The 14224-nt window shown below is 76.6% G+C and carries 15 protein-coding genes; 8 read left to right on the top strand and 7 right to left on the bottom strand.

Going from position 1 to position 14224, the window contains the following annotated elements; translation table 11 throughout:
• On the bottom strand, positions 1–612 hold the full coding sequence (locus AC07BS_RS04895) for a TetR/AcrR family transcriptional regulator (RefSeq protein WP_478639798.1): 612 nt from the start codon (positions 610–612) through the stop codon (positions 1–3).
• Positions 613–653: 41 nt separating this feature from the next.
• Positions 654–1454, bottom strand: a complete 801-nt coding sequence (locus tag AC07BS_RS04890; RefSeq protein WP_478639800.1) for an SDR family oxidoreductase — start codon at positions 1452–1454, stop codon at positions 654–656.
• A 45-nt stretch (positions 1455–1499) separates the two neighbouring features.
• On the opposite strand from AC07BS_RS04890, the gene AC07BS_RS04885 reads away from it, so the two are divergent.
• The 6 genes from AC07BS_RS04885 to AC07BS_RS04860 all read left to right on the top strand — a co-directional run bounded on the left by AC07BS_RS04885 (position 1500) and on the right by AC07BS_RS04860 (position 7547).
• On the top strand, positions 1500–2360 hold the full coding sequence (locus tag AC07BS_RS04885) for an enoyl-CoA hydratase (protein WP_478639801.1): 861 nt from the start codon (positions 1500–1502) through the stop codon (positions 2358–2360).
• Positions 2360–3583: an acyl-CoA dehydrogenase family protein gene (locus tag AC07BS_RS04880; RefSeq protein WP_478639803.1), complete on the top strand. Its 1224-nt coding sequence runs from the start codon at positions 2360–2362 to the stop codon at positions 3581–3583. The genes AC07BS_RS04885 and AC07BS_RS04880 overlap by 1 nt, the downstream gene beginning before the upstream one ends.
• 25 nt (positions 3584–3608) lie before the next feature.
• Positions 3609–4664 carry an acyl-CoA dehydrogenase family protein gene (locus AC07BS_RS04875; RefSeq protein ID WP_478930238.1) on the top strand — a complete coding sequence of 352 codons (1056 nt, stop codon included), beginning with the start codon at positions 3609–3611 and terminating at the stop codon, positions 4662–4664.
• A gap of 21 nt (positions 4665–4685) precedes the next feature.
• Positions 4686–6311, top strand: a complete 1626-nt coding sequence (locus AC07BS_RS04870; RefSeq protein ID WP_478639808.1) for an FUSC family protein — start codon at positions 4686–4688, stop codon at positions 6309–6311.
• Between the two features lie 36 nt (positions 6312–6347).
• Complete coding sequence (locus tag AC07BS_RS04865; protein ID WP_478639810.1) at positions 6348–6854, top strand: MarR family winged helix-turn-helix transcriptional regulator; 507 nt, start codon at positions 6348–6350, stop codon at positions 6852–6854.
• A 126-nt stretch (positions 6855–6980) separates the two neighbouring features.
• Positions 6981–7547: a PIG-L deacetylase family protein gene (locus tag AC07BS_RS04860; RefSeq protein WP_478639811.1), complete on the top strand. Its 567-nt coding sequence runs from the start codon at positions 6981–6983 to the stop codon at positions 7545–7547.
• Between the two features lie 46 nt (positions 7548–7593).
• Here AC07BS_RS04860 and AC07BS_RS04855 read toward each other — a convergent pair whose 3' ends face one another.
• From AC07BS_RS04855 to AC07BS_RS04840, 4 genes are all read right to left on the bottom strand, one after another.
• On the bottom strand, positions 7594–8145 hold the full coding sequence (locus tag AC07BS_RS04855) for a hypothetical protein (RefSeq protein WP_478639813.1): 552 nt from the start codon (positions 8143–8145) through the stop codon (positions 7594–7596).
• The gene (locus tag AC07BS_RS04850) at positions 8142–9662 is read right to left on the bottom strand and encodes an ATP-binding protein (RefSeq protein ID WP_478639814.1); all 1521 of its coding nucleotides are present in this window, start codon (positions 9660–9662) and stop codon (positions 8142–8144) included. The genes AC07BS_RS04855 and AC07BS_RS04850 overlap by 4 nt, the downstream gene beginning before the upstream one ends.
• 9 nt (positions 9663–9671) lie before the next feature.
• Entirely contained in the window at positions 9672–10382 is a 711-nt protein-coding gene (locus tag AC07BS_RS04845; protein ID WP_478639815.1) for a response regulator, read from the bottom strand.
• A 120-nt stretch (positions 10383–10502) separates the two neighbouring features.
• Positions 10503–11297, bottom strand: coding sequence for a PaaX family transcriptional regulator C-terminal domain-containing protein (locus AC07BS_RS04840; protein ID WP_478930235.1), 795 nt, complete (start codon positions 11295–11297; stop codon positions 10503–10505).
• A 112-nt stretch (positions 11298–11409) separates the two neighbouring features.
• On the opposite strand from AC07BS_RS04840, the gene AC07BS_RS04835 reads away from it, so the two are divergent.
• Positions 11410–13065, top strand: a complete 1656-nt coding sequence (locus AC07BS_RS04835) for an acyl-CoA dehydrogenase family protein (protein WP_478930233.1) — start codon at positions 11410–11412, stop codon at positions 13063–13065.
• A 303-nt stretch (positions 13066–13368) separates the two neighbouring features.
• On the opposite strand, the gene AC07BS_RS04830 is transcribed toward AC07BS_RS04835, so the two are convergent.
• Positions 13369–13941, bottom strand: a complete 573-nt coding sequence (locus AC07BS_RS04830; protein ID WP_478930231.1) for a hypothetical protein — start codon at positions 13939–13941, stop codon at positions 13369–13371.
• A 56-nt stretch (positions 13942–13997) separates the two neighbouring features.
• Here AC07BS_RS04830 and AC07BS_RS04825 point away from each other — a divergent pair, with 56 nt between their 5' ends.
• Positions 13998–14174, top strand: a complete 177-nt coding sequence (locus AC07BS_RS04825; protein WP_478639821.1) for a hypothetical protein — start codon at positions 13998–14000, stop codon at positions 14172–14174.
• The last annotated feature ends 50 nt before the right edge of the window (positions 14175–14224 follow it).

Below are 14224 nucleotides of genomic sequence, written 5' to 3'. Positions count from 1 at the left end.
CTACCGTGCGGAGATCCCGTCCAGGACCATGGACAGGTACTGCCGGGCGATCTCCTCGGGGCTGTGGGTGCCGCCCGGCCGGTACCACGACGCCGCCACCCACACCGTGTCGCGCACGAAGCGGTAGGCGAGGCGGACGTCGAGGTCGGCGCGGAAGGCGCCCTCGGCGACGCCGCGCTCGAGCGTGCCCAGCCACGTCTCCTCGAACCGCCGCTGGGACTCGGCGAGATAGCCGAAGCGCGGCCGGCCGGCGAGGTCCCTGGCCTCCCGCTGGTAGATGGCCACGGCGGCGCGGTGCCGGTCGATCTCCCGGAAGGACTCGGTGACCAGCGCCTCCAGGGTCGCCCGGGGGCCGAGCCCGGCGGCGAGCACGGCGTCGTAGCCGGCCCACAGCTCGCCGAGGAAGGCGGAGAGGATCTCGTCCAGCATCGACTCCTTGGAGTCGAAGTGGTAATAGAGGCTGCCCGCGAGCAGTCCGGCGGCGTCCGCGATGCGGCGGACGGTGGTCGCGGTGTAGCCCTGCTCGGCGAACACCTCGGCCGCCGTCGCGAGCAGCTCCTCGCGCCGGCCCGGGGCCGGCCTCTCGGTGGTGGTCTTCTTGCTGATCGGCACGGAGTCATTGTCGGCCACGTCTGTCGTCCCGTTGTCCGCGCTCAGGCGCGCTGACTGCTGACGGCCACGGTCTCGCCCGTCATGTACGACGAGTAGCCGCTGGCGAGGAAGACGATGACGTTGGCGACCTCCCAGGGCTCGGCCGCCCGGCCGAACGCCTCGCGCCGGGCCAGCTCGGCGAGCAGCGCGGGCTCGGCGACCCGTTCCAGGTGGGGGTGGGCGGCGAGGCTGGGCGAGACGGCGTTGACCCGTACGCCGAACCCGGCGGCCTCCACCGCGGCGCAGCGGGTGAGCGCCATGACGCCGGCCTTGGCGGCGGCGTAGTGGGCCTGGCCGCGCTGGGCGCGCCAGCCGACGACGGAGGCGTTGTTCACGACGACCCCGCCGGTGCCGCTCGCGCGCATGCGGCGCAGCGCGGCGCGGGTGCAGCGGAAGGTGCCGTACAGCGTGGTGTCGACGACCCGGTCCCACTGCTCGTCGGTCATGTCCACGAGCTCGGCGGTGCCGCCCAGGCCGGCGTTGTTGACGAGGATGTCGAGGGGACCGTGCCGGTCCTCGGCGAGGCCGAGGAGGGCGGCGACCCGCGCCTCGTCCGTGACGTCGCAGGGCTCGCCGGCGACCCGGTCGGCCCCGAACTCCTCGGCCAGGGCGGTGACGGCACGCGCGAGGCGGCCGCCGTGGAGATCGCCCAGGACGACGCTCGCGCCCTCCTCCAGGAAGCGGCGGGCGGTGGCCCCGCCGATGCCGGAACCGGCGGCCGCGGTGATGACCGCGGTACGGCCGGACAGCAGCTCGTGGGCGGGGAGGTAGGGCGGCGGGCCGAAGCTCTCGACGCTGCTCATGACCGTACGTTAACCTACCAAACACTTGTTAGGGAAGGATGGTTGATGACCACTGACCCTGTTGACCCGGTGGTGCGCTACGAGCGGCTCGGCCCCGTCGCGACCGTCACGATGAACCGGCCCGCGTACGCGAACGCCCAGAACTCCCGGATGACGTACGCCCTGGACGACGCCTTCCGCGCGGCCGCGGCCGACGACGACGTCAGGGTGGTCGTCCTCGCGGGCGCCGGCGACCACTTCTCGGGCGGTCACGACATCGGCACCCCGGAGCGCGACGCCCACCTCTCCTTCCCGCGCCGCGCGGGGCTGTGGTGGGACCACACGGACAAGGAGGGCGCGGCGTCGCGGTTCGCCCGCGAGTCCGAGGTGTACCTGGGCATGTGCCGGCGCTGGCGCGAGCTGCCCAAGCCGCTCGTCGCCCGGGTCCAGGGGGCCTGTGTGGCGGGCGGGTTGATGCTGGCGTGGGTGTGCGACGTGATCGTGGCGTCCGAGGACGCCTTCTTCGCCGACCCGGTGGTCCGCATGGGCATCCCCGGCGTCGAGTACTTCGCCCACCCCTGGGTCATGCCGCCGCGCGTGGCCAAGGAGTTCCTCTTCACCGGCGACCGGATGAGCGCCCGGCGCGCGTACGAGATCGGGATGGTCTCCCGGGTGGTGCCGCGCGGCGAACTGGAGGAGCGGACGGCCGCGCTGGCCGCCCGGATGGCCCGCATGCCGCGCCTGGGGCTGGCCCTGGCGAAGCGGGCCGTGAACCAGGCCGAGGACCTCCAGGGGCTGCACGCCGGGCTGGACGCGGCGTTCGGCCTCCACCACCTGGCGCACGCGCACAACGCGGAGACCACCGCCGACCCCCTCGGCGGCGTGGACGTCCGCGCCCTGAAGAACCGCGCCCCGAAGGACGCGTGATGGGCCCCGGCCCGGCTCCGGCCCCGACACCGAAGCGGGCCCCGGACCCCTGCGCCGCCCTCCTCCTCGACCCGGCCCCCGGCGAGGCCGCGTTCCGGGCCGAGGCCCGGGAGTGGCTGGCGGCCCACGTCCCGCGCGCGCCGCTCGCCTCCCCGGAGACCGAGCGGGGCTTCGCCGAGCACCGCGCCTGGGAGCGGACCCTCCACGCCGGTGGCTGGTCGGCGGTCTCCTGGCCCCGGCGCTACGGGGGCCGGGACTGCTCACCCCTGCGCCGGCTGGTCTTCGAGGAGGAGTACTGGGCGGCGGGCGCGCCCGCCCGGATCTCGCAGAACGGCGTCTGCCTCCTCGCCCCCACGCTCTTCGAGCACGGCACCCCCGCGCAGCGCGAGCGTGTCCTGCCGCCGATGGCGAGCGGGGAGGTTGTGTGGGCGCAGGCGTGGTCGGAGCCGGAGGCGGGCTCGGACCTCGCGGCGCTGCGCTCGACCGCCCGCCGCACGGCGGGCGGCTGGCTGCTCGACGGGCAGAAGACGTGGTCGTCGCGGGCGGCGTTCGCGGACCGCGCCTTCGGGCTGTTCCGCAGCCACCCCGGCGGGCGGCGGCCGCACGAGGGGCTGACGTACGTGATGTTCCCGCTGGACGCGGACGGCGTGACCGTACGGCCCATCGCCCGGCTCGACGGCCGGCCTGCGTTCGCCGAGGTGTTCCTCGACGGCGTGTTCGTGCCGGACGAGGACGTCGTCGGCGAACCGGGCGCGGGCTGGCGGGTCGCCATGAGCACGTCGGCGAGCGAGCGGGGGGTGACCCTGCGCGGCCCCGGCCGCTTCCTGGCCGCCGCCCGGCGGCTCGTCACGTTGTGGCGCACGACCGCCGACCCGGCGGACACGGCGCTGCGCGACCGCGTCGTGGACGCGCTGATCCGGGCCCGGGCCTACCAGTTGTACGGCTGCGCGGGGGCCGGCGGCGCGGACGCGCCCGGCGCGGCGGCGAGCCTCACCAAGGTCTTCTGGTCCGAACTGGACCTGGCGCTCCATGAGACGGCCCTGGACCTGCTGGGCCCGCGCGGCGAGCTGGCGGCCGGGGCGGACGAGGCGCCGTGGGGCGGGGCCTGGGCGGACGGCTGGACGTTCGCCCTGGCCGGGCCGGTGTACGCGGGCACGAACGAGATCCAGCGCGACATCGTGGCGGAACGGCTGCTGGGCCTGCCGAAGGGGCGGCGGGGGTGACGGGACCTTCCGGAAGGACGCCGGTATGAGGCTGGTGCTGGACGCCGAGCAGGCGGAGTTCGGGCGCACGGTGGACCGGATGCTCGCCTCGGCCGGGACCGCGGCGGCGGCGCGGGCCTGGGCGCGGGGTGAGCACGGGCCGGGGCTCGCCCTGTGGGGGCGGCTGGCGAAGGCAGGGGTGTTCGCCCTGGCGGTGCCGGAGGCGTACGGCGGGGACGGCCCGCTGCCGGTGGAGCTGGGCGTGGCCCTCGTCGCGGCGGGCCGCCACTGTGTGCCGGGGCCGCTGGTGGAGACGGCGGCGACCGCCGTCCTGCTGGGCCGGCTCGCGGCGGCGGGCGGGACGGCGGCGGCGGCGCGGGACCGGCTGCCCGGGCTGTGCGCGGGCGGCACGGTCGCCACGCTGGCGCTGGCGGGCGGGGGCCCGTACACGAGCCCCTACGCGCTGGACGCGGACGCGGCGCACCTGGTGTTCGCCGTGACGGACGACGCTTTCGACGGGCCCGTGCTGCGGCTCGCCGCCGGGCACGGTCCCGTGCAGCCGTCGCTGGATCCGGCGCGGCGGCTCATGCGCCCGGGCGAGGCCGGGGAGAGGCTCGCGGCCGGGCCCGCCGTGCGGGAGGCGGCGGCGCTGGCCGCGGTCTGGGCCGCGTACGCGACGGCGGCCCAGGCCTACGGGGTGGGGCTGACGCTGCTGGAGCGGACGGTCGCGCATGCCCGGGAGCGCCGGCAGTTCGGGGTGCCGATCGGGTCGTTCCAGGCGGTCAAGCACCGGCTGGCGGACACGCTGATCGGTCTGGAGTTCGCCCGGCCGCTGCTGTTCGGGGCCGCGGCGGCCCTGGCGGCGGGTCCGGGTCACGACCCGTCGGCCGCCGTGGCGGCGGCCAAGATCGCTGCCTGCGACGCGGCGTACGTGGCCGCGCGCACCGCGCTCCAGACGCACGGCGCGATGGGCTACACCGCCGAGAACGACCTGTCGCTGTGGATCGGCAAGGCCCGGGCGCTGCGGGCGGCGTGGGGCACGCCGGGGGCGTGCCGGGCCGAAATCCTTCACCAGATCCTTCACAAGATTCTTCACGAGTAAAACACCTGCTAACGTCGTAGCATGCCCACACCGCCGAAGCCGCCGCTCCCCGTGCCCGCCCAGCCCCGGCCCCGGCCCCTTCCGCTGCCCCTGCGCGGCCTCGTCCGACTGCGGCCCGCCGCCGACACCTGGCGGAAGGCGGCCTTCAGCGCGGCCGCCGCGATGGCGGTGCCCGACCTCGTGCTCCTCCTGCTCGGCCGCCTGGACCTGGTCCCCTACACCGCGGCGGGCGCGCTGTGCGCCCTCTACGGCCACGACCGGCCGTACGCCGCGCGGGCCCGCCTCCTCGCCGGAGTGGTCCTGGCGGCGGTCGCGGGCACCGGGGTGGCCCTGGTCTGCGCCGCGCTGATCCCGTCGGCGCCGCTGCTCGTGCTCGGCGCCGCGCTCCTCGCGGCCGCGCACAAGGTGGGGTGCGACGCCGCCCGCGTCGGGCCGCCCGGCCATGTGGTGCTGACGTTCGTCACGTCCGCCGCCTTCTTCCTGCCGCAGCGGACCGGGCAGGTGCCCGGGCACGTCGGCCTCGTCCTGGCGGCCGGGGCGCTGGCCTGGCTGATCTGCATGGCGCCCGCGGCGGTACGGCCGTACGGGCCGGAGCGCGCCGCCGCGGCCCGCGCGCTGGAGGCGGCGGCCGGTCTGCTCGACGGCGGGGCCGCCGACCCCGCCCGCGCCCGCCACGCGACGGCCGCCGCCGTGCGCGCGGCCCGCCGGGCCCTCGCCGGCGACACCGCGACGGCGGACGCGCTGCGGCGGGCGGTCGACCGGGCGGACGCCGCGCTGGCCCACGACGGGGCCGACCCGGCGGAGGCCGTGGAGCTCCTGGCCCGGGCGCGCGGACTGCGGCGCGCCGACCCGGGCGGGACGACGGCGAGGGCGCGCGCCCTCGGGCGTACGCTCACTCACCTGGCACCCGTGGGCGTACGGGTGGCCGTGGGCGGCGCGCTCGCCGGGTGGGCCGCGCTCGCGCTCGGCAGCGCCCACCCCGCCTGGGCGGTGGTGACGGCGGCCGCGGTGTTCCAGGCGAACACCACACTGACGTGGCAGCGCGCGGTGCAGCGCGCGCTCGGCAACCTGCTCGGCCTCCTCCTGTTCACCGTGCTGCTGCCCCTCGCCCGGACGGGTGAGGTCGCGCTGGTGGTGGTGACCCTCCTCCTCCAGATCGGCGCGGAGGCGTTCATCTCCCGCAACTACTGGCTCGGCAGCGTGTGCGTCACCCCGATGGCGCTCCTGCTGGGCGAGTTCGCGGGCCCCCATCCGGCGGGGGCGCTCGTCCGGGACCGCTGGACGGACACCCTGGTGGGCGTCGCTGTGGGACTGACGGTGTGCGTACTGGTCACCAACCGGCGGGCCGGGACGCGCGTCCACCGGGCCGTGGAGCGGGCCGCGGCCGCCCGGACGGCGGCGGAGCCGCCCACCGGCCAGGGGACGGGAGCCGCCCGGGACCGGCTGGACGCCGCGCTGCTGGAGCTGCGCGAGGCCGTGGACGTCGCCTCCGGCGAGTGGTGGCAGGGCGAGTGGCCGCGGCGGCGGGCGGCCGAGGAGGAGCGCGCGGGTTACCGGGTGCTGGCGACGGCCGCGGGCGGGGGACCGACGTCCCGTCCGGGACGGGGGTCAGGGAAGCCCGCCCCGGCCGCGGACGGCAGAATCTGAGGCGGACCACCCCCGCACCCGAGAGGATCCGACACCGTGGCCGAGGACATCGTCGCGCGCGTGCTGCGCCAGTGGCAGCAGGTCCACCCCGGGCTCGACACCGCGCCGATGGCCGTGATCGGCAGGCTCAACCGGTGTGCGGCGCTGTTGCAGCAGGCGGCCGACGCGCCACTGGTCCGGGAGGGGCTGACGCGGGCGGAGTTCGACATCCTGGGGACCCTGCGGCGGACGGGCCGGGAGCTGACGCCCGGCCAGATCGCACGGGAGACCTTCGCCTCCGGCGCCGCGGTCACCAAGCGGCTGCGGGTGCTGGAGGAACGGGAGCTGGTCACCCGGCGCCCCGACGACCGCGACCGCCGGATGGCGCACCTCTCGCTCACGGACGCCGGCCGGGAGCTGATCGACCGGCTGATCCCCGAGCAGCTCGGCTACGAACAGGCGCTGCTGGCGGGCCTCGGCAAGGACCGCCAGGACGAGCTCGCGACCACCCTCGCCGAGCTGCTCGTCCTCCTCGAAGGACGCCTCGGCGGCCTCCAGCCCTGATCACCGTGCGGAACGGGGTACCTACCGCACGGCACATCGGGCGCCCGTTGTGAAGGGCCGTCGGTGGCACATTCCTGCCACCGGCGGCCCTTGAGCGCCGGCCCGCCCCCGCACGAGGCTGGACCCATGGATGATCTTCTGCTTCCCACCGCGGACCGCCGCCGGCCGGAGAGCGTGCTGGTGGTCGGCACCCGTCTCACGGACATCGCGTTGTACGCCGGCGGCACGATCGCCCAGTGGGTCGACCGCGGCACCCGGGCGACCTACTGCGTCGTCACCGGCGAGGACTCCGGGCGGCGCCCGGCCGCCGAGCGGGCCGGCGGCACCGACGTCCGCCACGTCGCCCCCGGGGAACTGGACGCGGTCCTCCGGGAGATACACCCCGCACGGGTGATCGCCGCCGGGCCGCTCCCGGCCGACGCGGAGGAGGCCCTCCGGACCGTGCCGGAACGGTGGCTCGCCGCCGGGCCCGCGACCGGCGAGGAGCGGCCCAACCAGTATGTGGACGTCACGGCCGTCTTCGACCGTACGCTGGAGGCGCTGCGCGACCGGCTCGCGCCGGGCGACGGGGAGCCGGACCCGGCGGAGGGGCTGCGCGACCGGCTGGCCGGCCAGGCCCGGGCGGGCGGACTGCCGCCGGGCCGCCTGGCCGAGGCGTTCCGGGTCGTCCGCGCCGAGCAGCCCGCCCACTGACCGGGCGGGCCCAGGGCCTGTCCGGTTTTCAGGGCCTGTCCGGTTTTCAGGGCGCGGCGCTCGGCGGGGCCGGTGCGACCGGGGCGTCGTACTTCTTGTCGCACCGCAGCCCGGCGAGTTTCCGGCCGGCGCCGACGAGGTCCACGGCCACCTCCTCGGGCCGCAGGCCGCCCGGCACACCGTTGTGGGCGGCCGTGCAGACGAGCTGGAGACGGGCGATGGGATTCAGCCGCGTGACGTCCAGGGGCAGGGTGATGGTGACCCTGCCCCGGGCGGAGACGACCTCGTAGCGGCTGCTGATCCTGGGCAGCTCGGTGTAGAGGCCGCTCAGCTTCTCGGCCTCGCTGGGGCCCGCCAGCAGCAGAGGGATCGCCTCCTCGGCGGTGACCTCCGCCGCGGCCTCGCGGGGCTTCATCAGGACGCCGCCGGGGTAGCCGAAGTACAGCCGGACCTGGGGCGTCTTGACGCCCGGGCGCTTGACGCCCTGGGCGGGCAGGCCCACCTCGACGACGTCGGTCGGCTCGACGCCGCAGCCCGCCAGCGGCGCGGCGAGCAGGGCCGGCAGCAGGGCGGCCAGGGCCGCGCGGCGTCCCCTCACTTCTCGTCACCTCCTCGCCGCAGGGGCAGGTCCACGGTGAACACCGCTCCTCCCCCGGGCGCGTTGGCCGCCCGCACGGTGCCGTCGTGGAGGCGCACGTTCTCCATGGTGATGGCGAGGCCCAGGCCGCTGCCCTCGGAGCGGACCCGGGCGGCGTCCGCCTTGAAGAACCGTTCGAAGACGTGCGGCAGCACCTCGGGGTCGATGCCCTCGCCCCGGTCCGCGACCTCGATCAGCAGCCGCTCGCCCGAGCCGTGCGGCTGGACCCGGACGGCGAGGCTCACCGGCTCGCCGCCGTGCCGCAGCGCGTTGCCGACGAGGTTGGCGACGACGACGTCGATGCGGCGCGGGTCGAGCCGGGCCCGGACGTCCTCCGGCAGCTCGGCCCGTACCTTGTCCTGCCAGCCGCGGGCCTGGAGCGTCTTGCGGATCGTCTCGGCGACGTCGACCTCGTCCAGGTGCAGGGCCGCCGCGCCCGCGTCGAAGCGGGAGATCTCCATCAGGTCCTCGACCATACGGGCGAGCTTCCCGGTCTCCTGGCTGATGAGCCGGACCGCGTACGCCGTGTCCTCGTCGAGGCTGTCGGCGTCCTCGTCGAGGACGTCGACGACGGCGGTCATGGCGGCGAGCGGGGTGCGCAGCTCGTGGGAGACGTCGGCGGCGAAGCGCCGCGAGTTGGCCTCCATGCGGCGCAGCTCGGCCACGTTCTCCTCCAGCGCCGCGGCCATGTCGTTGAAGGTGCGCGAGAGGTCGGCGAGCTCGTCGCCGCCGGTGACCTTCAGCCGGGTGTCGAGCCGGCCGTCGGTGATCTGCTGGGTGGCGCGGCGCAGTTCGCGTACGGGCCGCAGCACGCCGCGCGCGGCGATCAGGGCGGGGACCACGGCCAGCGCGATGGCCGGCAGGGCTCCGCTCTGGGCGGCCTTGACCAGCGCGGAGACATTGGCCTCGTCCTCGCGCAGCGGAACGTGGGCGTAGACCTCCAGCCCTGACATCTGGGCGCCGTCGCCGCTGAACGCGACGGGCAGGCCGATGGCGAGCCAGGGCCGGCCGTCGGCCTCGACCCGCTGAAAGGCGGCGATGCCCCGGTCCACCTTCTGGCGCACCCCGTCGGGCACGGTCCTGCCGACGGCCTTGGCGCTGGGGTAGAGGGGCTGGTCGCCGACGCGGGCCTGGACGATCCAGTGCTGGGCCTGGCCGGCCCGGTCCAGGTTCTGGGTGAACTTGGCGAGCTGGGCGGGGGTGGGCGGGAAGTTGAGTTCGGGCGCCTGGGAGTTGACCTGCGCGCGCAGCTGCTGGACGGCCGTGTCCTGGGTGCGCTTGAGGATCGCGGTGCGGGCCTCACGGAAGGTCAGGGCGGCCGTGGTGAGCGCGCTCAGCGCGGCGACGAGGAGGAACGCCACGACGAGGCGGGCGCGCAACCCCCGGGCGAGGGTACGCAGGTCACGCCGGCGCAGGGCGGGCCGGCGCAGGGCCGGGCGGCGGATCGTGGGGCGGCGCGGGGCGGCCGGTCGTCTCACGGGCGGGCGCTAGCTCTGGACGGGACCGAAGCGGTAGCCGAAGCCGCGCACGGTCTGGATGTACTTCGGGGACCGGGTGGACTCCTCCACCTTGGTGCGCAGCCGCATCACGCACGCGTCGACCAGGCGGGCGTCGCCGTGGTAGCTGTGCTCCCAGACGTGTTCGAGGAGCTGCTGGCGGCTGAAGACCCGGCCGGGGGTGGCCGACAGGTAGAGCAGCAGCTTCATCTCGGAGGGGGCGAGGGCGAGGTCCTGGCCGTGCTTGGAGACGAGCAGACCGGCCCGGTCGATGGTGAGGTCGCCGTGCGTCTCGGCCGCGGCCGGGGCGAGCGCCGGATCGGGACCGCCGCCGTCGACGGGCGCCGCACGGCGCAGGACGGCGCGGATACGGGCCTCCAGCACCTCGCCGCGGGCGGGCTTGACGATGTAGTCGTCGGCGCCGGCCTCCAGGCCGAGGACGACATCGATGTCGTCACCGCGGGCGGTGAGCATGATGATCGGGATCTGCTGGGTGGCCCGGATCTTCCGGCAGACCTCGAAGCCGCTCATGTCGGGCAGCATCAGGTCGAGCAGGACCAGGTCGGGCCGGAAGGCGTCCAGGGCCGTGAGCCCGGCGCCGCCCGTGGGCGCGGCCTCCACCTCGTGGCCGCGGCGGCGCAGGGTGAGGGTGACTCCGTCCCGTACGGCCCGGTCGTCCTCGATCAGAAGCACGCGTGACATGCGGACAGTATCGGTCGTTCGAACACACGAATGCGCCCTGAGGTGGTCGGACCGGGGGAACTGTCACTGATTTCTCATATTTCACTCCCACCACTGCCGCCTCTACCGCCTCTGTCGTCGCTATATCCCGATGTGCCGGAGGAGCAGGGCCCGGAAGTCCCGGTCGAAGGCGTCGTAGCGGGTGCGCAGCCGGTCGCCGGGCCAGTCGGCCGGCAGCAGCGCGGCGGGCAGGACCGGGTCCGACAGGAGGTGACGCAGGACGGCGGCGGAGACGGTGAAGCGCTCGGCCAGGGCGCCGGGCCCGTCCGGCAGGGCCGCCAGGGCGGCCTCCAGCGCGCGGGCCCGGCGGGCCCAGCCGGCCAGGTCCCACAGGGCGGCGGCCAGCTCGGCGGGGTCGCCCTCGGGGTTCCCGGTGAACATCGCGCACTGGTCGGCGACGACCGCCGGGCGGCCGGCGCGGACCAGGTTGGCCGGGCGCAGCCAGCAGCCCTCCCGCAGCTCGGCCAGGCGCAGGGCCGTCATGGCCTGGCGCAGCGCGGCGCGGTCGGGGGCGGTGCGGCGCTCGGGGGTGACGACGGCGATCTCCCACGCGCCGTCCCAGGGGCGGGTGCGCGGGGCGCGGCTGTCGTCCTGGCGGGCCTGCCGGGCGAGGAGCCGGTCGGTGAGGCGGTACGCGCCGTCGCGCTGCTCCAGGTCGCCGGCGGCGACCATACGGGTCAGGGCGGTGCGGACGGTGCCCTCGGCGGTGCCGAACAGCTCACCGACGCGGACGAGGGCGCGGGCCGGGAGGGCGGGCGGGTGGTGGCCCAGCAGCGTGGAGAGCACGACAGAGCGCGCGGTCAGCGGCCGCAGGGAGAGCGGCTCGGGCGAGTCGGGCCCAGGCTCGGCCGAATCGGGGGAGGCGGTGTCATCCATGGCTGACGAAACCCTATCCATTACAGTCTCCCATCACGCATCATGAAACTGTAATGCCACACACCGGCAATGCCGCCCGTCCCGCCGAGGACCACCCCGCCCGGAGGTCGCCGTGAGCGCCACGCACGACGTGTTCAACCAGGCCCCGCCCCTGACCGGTTTCTCCACCGCCGACGACCCCGCCCTGCTGGAGGCCCTGCGGCGCGACGGCGGCGACTGGGGCGAGGCGGAGGTCCGCGCGCTCGGCGCGCGGGCCGGCTCGCCCGAGGTCCAGGACTGGTCCCGGATGGCCGAGGCGAACCCGCCGGTGCTGCACACCCACGACCGCTACGGCCACCGCGTCGACGAGGTCGAGTTCCACCCCGCCTGGCACCGGCTGATGGCCGCCGCGGTCGAGAGCGGCCAGCACGCGGCCCCCTGGGCCGAGGCGCGACCGGGGGGCCACCTGGTACGGGCGGCGAAGTTCTACGTCTGGGCGCAGGCCGAGCCCGGTCACGGCTGCCCGATCTCCATGACCTACGCCGCCGTCCCCGCGCTGCGCGCCCAGCCGGAGCTGGCGGCCGTCTACGAGCCGCTGCTCGCCTCCCGTACGTACGACTACGGGCTGCGGCCCCCGCTGGAGAAGCGGGGCCTGATCGCGGGCATGTCGATGACGGAGAAGCAGGGCGGCTCGGACGTACGGGCCAACACCACGACCGCCGTCCCGGCGGGCGACGGCTCGTACCTCCTCACCGGCCACAAGTGGTTCACGTCGGCGCCGATGAGCGACGTCTTCCTGGTCCTGGCGCAGACGGCGGAGGGGCTGACCTGCTTCCTGATGCCCCGGGTGCTGCCCGACGGGACCCGCAACGCGATGCGCCTCCAGCGGCTGAAGGACAAGCTCGGCAACCGCTCCAACGCCTCGTCGGAGATCGAGTACGAGCAGGCCGTCGCCTGGCCGGTCGGCGAGCCCGGTCGCGGCGTCCGGACGATCGTCGAGATGGTCAACGTGACCCGGCTGGACTGCGTCATCGGCTCGGCGGCGGGCATGCGGGCCGGGCTGCGGCAGGCGCTCCACCACACGGCACACCGGCGGGCGTTCGGCGCCGAGCTGATCGACCAGCCGCTGATGCGCAACGTCCTGGCGGATCTGGCCGTCGAGTCGGAGGCCGCGACGGCCCTGGCGATGCGCCTCGCGGCCGCCCTGGACCGCGCGGAGGCCGGGGACGCCGCGGAGGGGGCGCTGCGCCGGCTCGGCCTGGCCGCCGGCAAGTACTGGGTGTGCAAGCGCGGCAGCGCGCACGCCGCCGAGGCCCTGGAGTGCCTGGGCGGCAACGGCTACGTCGAGGACTCCGGCATGCCCCGGATCTACCGCGAGGCGCCGCTGCTGTCGATCTGGGAGGGCTCCGGCAACGTCGCGGCGCTGGACGTGCTGCGGGCGCTGACCAGGGAACCGGACGCGCTGGAGGCGTACTTCGCCGAGATCGCCCCGGCCGCCGGCGCGGACCGGCGGCTGGACGCCGCGACGGCGCGCCTGCGCGACCTGCTGGGCACGCTGTCCGACCCGCTCCACGCCCAGCTGGCCGCGCGCCGGGTGGCCGAGCTCCTCACGCTCGTGCTGCAGGGCAGCCTGCTCGTGCGGCACAGCAGCCCGGCCGTCGCGGACGCGTTCTGCGCGTCGCGGCTCGGCGGGGACTGGGGTACGGCGTTCGGCACCCTGCCGGCCGGCACGGACCTGGGGGCGGTGCTGGACCGGGCGCGGACGGAGGACGCCAAGGCGTCGGCGTGACGCCGCACCACACCCGGACGTCAACACAGCATCACAATTTCACCCCATAGGGGGAATTCGGCCGGATGGGTGAGTGAGGTCGCGGCGGGGGCCGCAGTATCCCCGTCGTGACGGGATGGCGCAGGGCGGCAGGCACCGGGTTCGCGGCCCTGGCGGCCGTGCTGGCGACGGCGGGCGCGGCGCACGCCGCCCCGCCACCGCCGGCACCGCTGCCGGACGGCGCCGTCGCGGCCTCGGCCAGAGCCACGGTCGGGCTCGACCCGCTCTCCGTGTGCGTCGCCGCCGACGCGCGGGTCCTCGCGATCACCGCGCACGCCCGGATCCTCTGCCCGCCCGACGCCGCCCCGGCACCCCCCGCGCCACCGGCCCCGGCCCCACCGGTGCCGGCGCCGCCCGCCCCCGCTCCCCCGGCACCCGCTCCCCCGGCCCCGGCGCCGCCCGCGCCGGCACCTCCCGGGCCGGGGGCCCCGCCGGCACCCGCGCCCGCGCCCGCACCACCGGCTCCCGTGCCGCCCGGGCCCGGGGCACCCGCACCGGGGGCTCCCGGTGCGCCCGGAGCTCCCGCTCCCGGAGCCCCGCCGGCCCCTCCCGCCCCTGGAGCGCCGGCGCCCGCTCCCCCGGCACCTCCCGCCCCGGGCGCACCGGGCGCGCCCGCACCGCCGGCACCACCGGCACCTCCCGCGCCCGCACCGCCAGCGCCTCCCGCGCCACCCGCACCCCCGGCTCCTCCCGCACCCGCGCCGCCACCGCCGGCGAACCCGCCCGCCCCGGCGCCACCCGCCCCGGCGCCCGGCGCGCCCGCACCGGCAGCTCCCGCACCCGCCGCGCCCGCGCCTCCTCAGGCGCGCCCCGCGCCCCCTGCGGAGGCCCCGGCACCGCCCGAGCGGGCGGCGGCAGCGGCTCCCGCGCCGCCCAGGGCGACGCCGCCGCGCGTGCCCGTCCCGCCTCCGGCGCACCGCCCGCGGCCGCACCCGTACCGCCAGTCGTCCGCGTCCCAGCTCGCCGGCGCCGGCACGTCCGTGGTCACGTTCACGCTCGTGCTCAGCGCGCCGGCCGTGCTGGCCGCCGCACTGCTGCGACCGCGCGGCGGGGGCCGCCGCGGCCGCTGACCCCGTACCGCCCCGCCCGTGGGCTCTGTCGCGTTCCGTCCCGCCCGTCG

It is taken from the genome of Streptomyces sp. NPDC044063, assembly GCF_056434285.1.
This window is presented reverse-complemented; position numbering and strand designations above follow the sequence as displayed.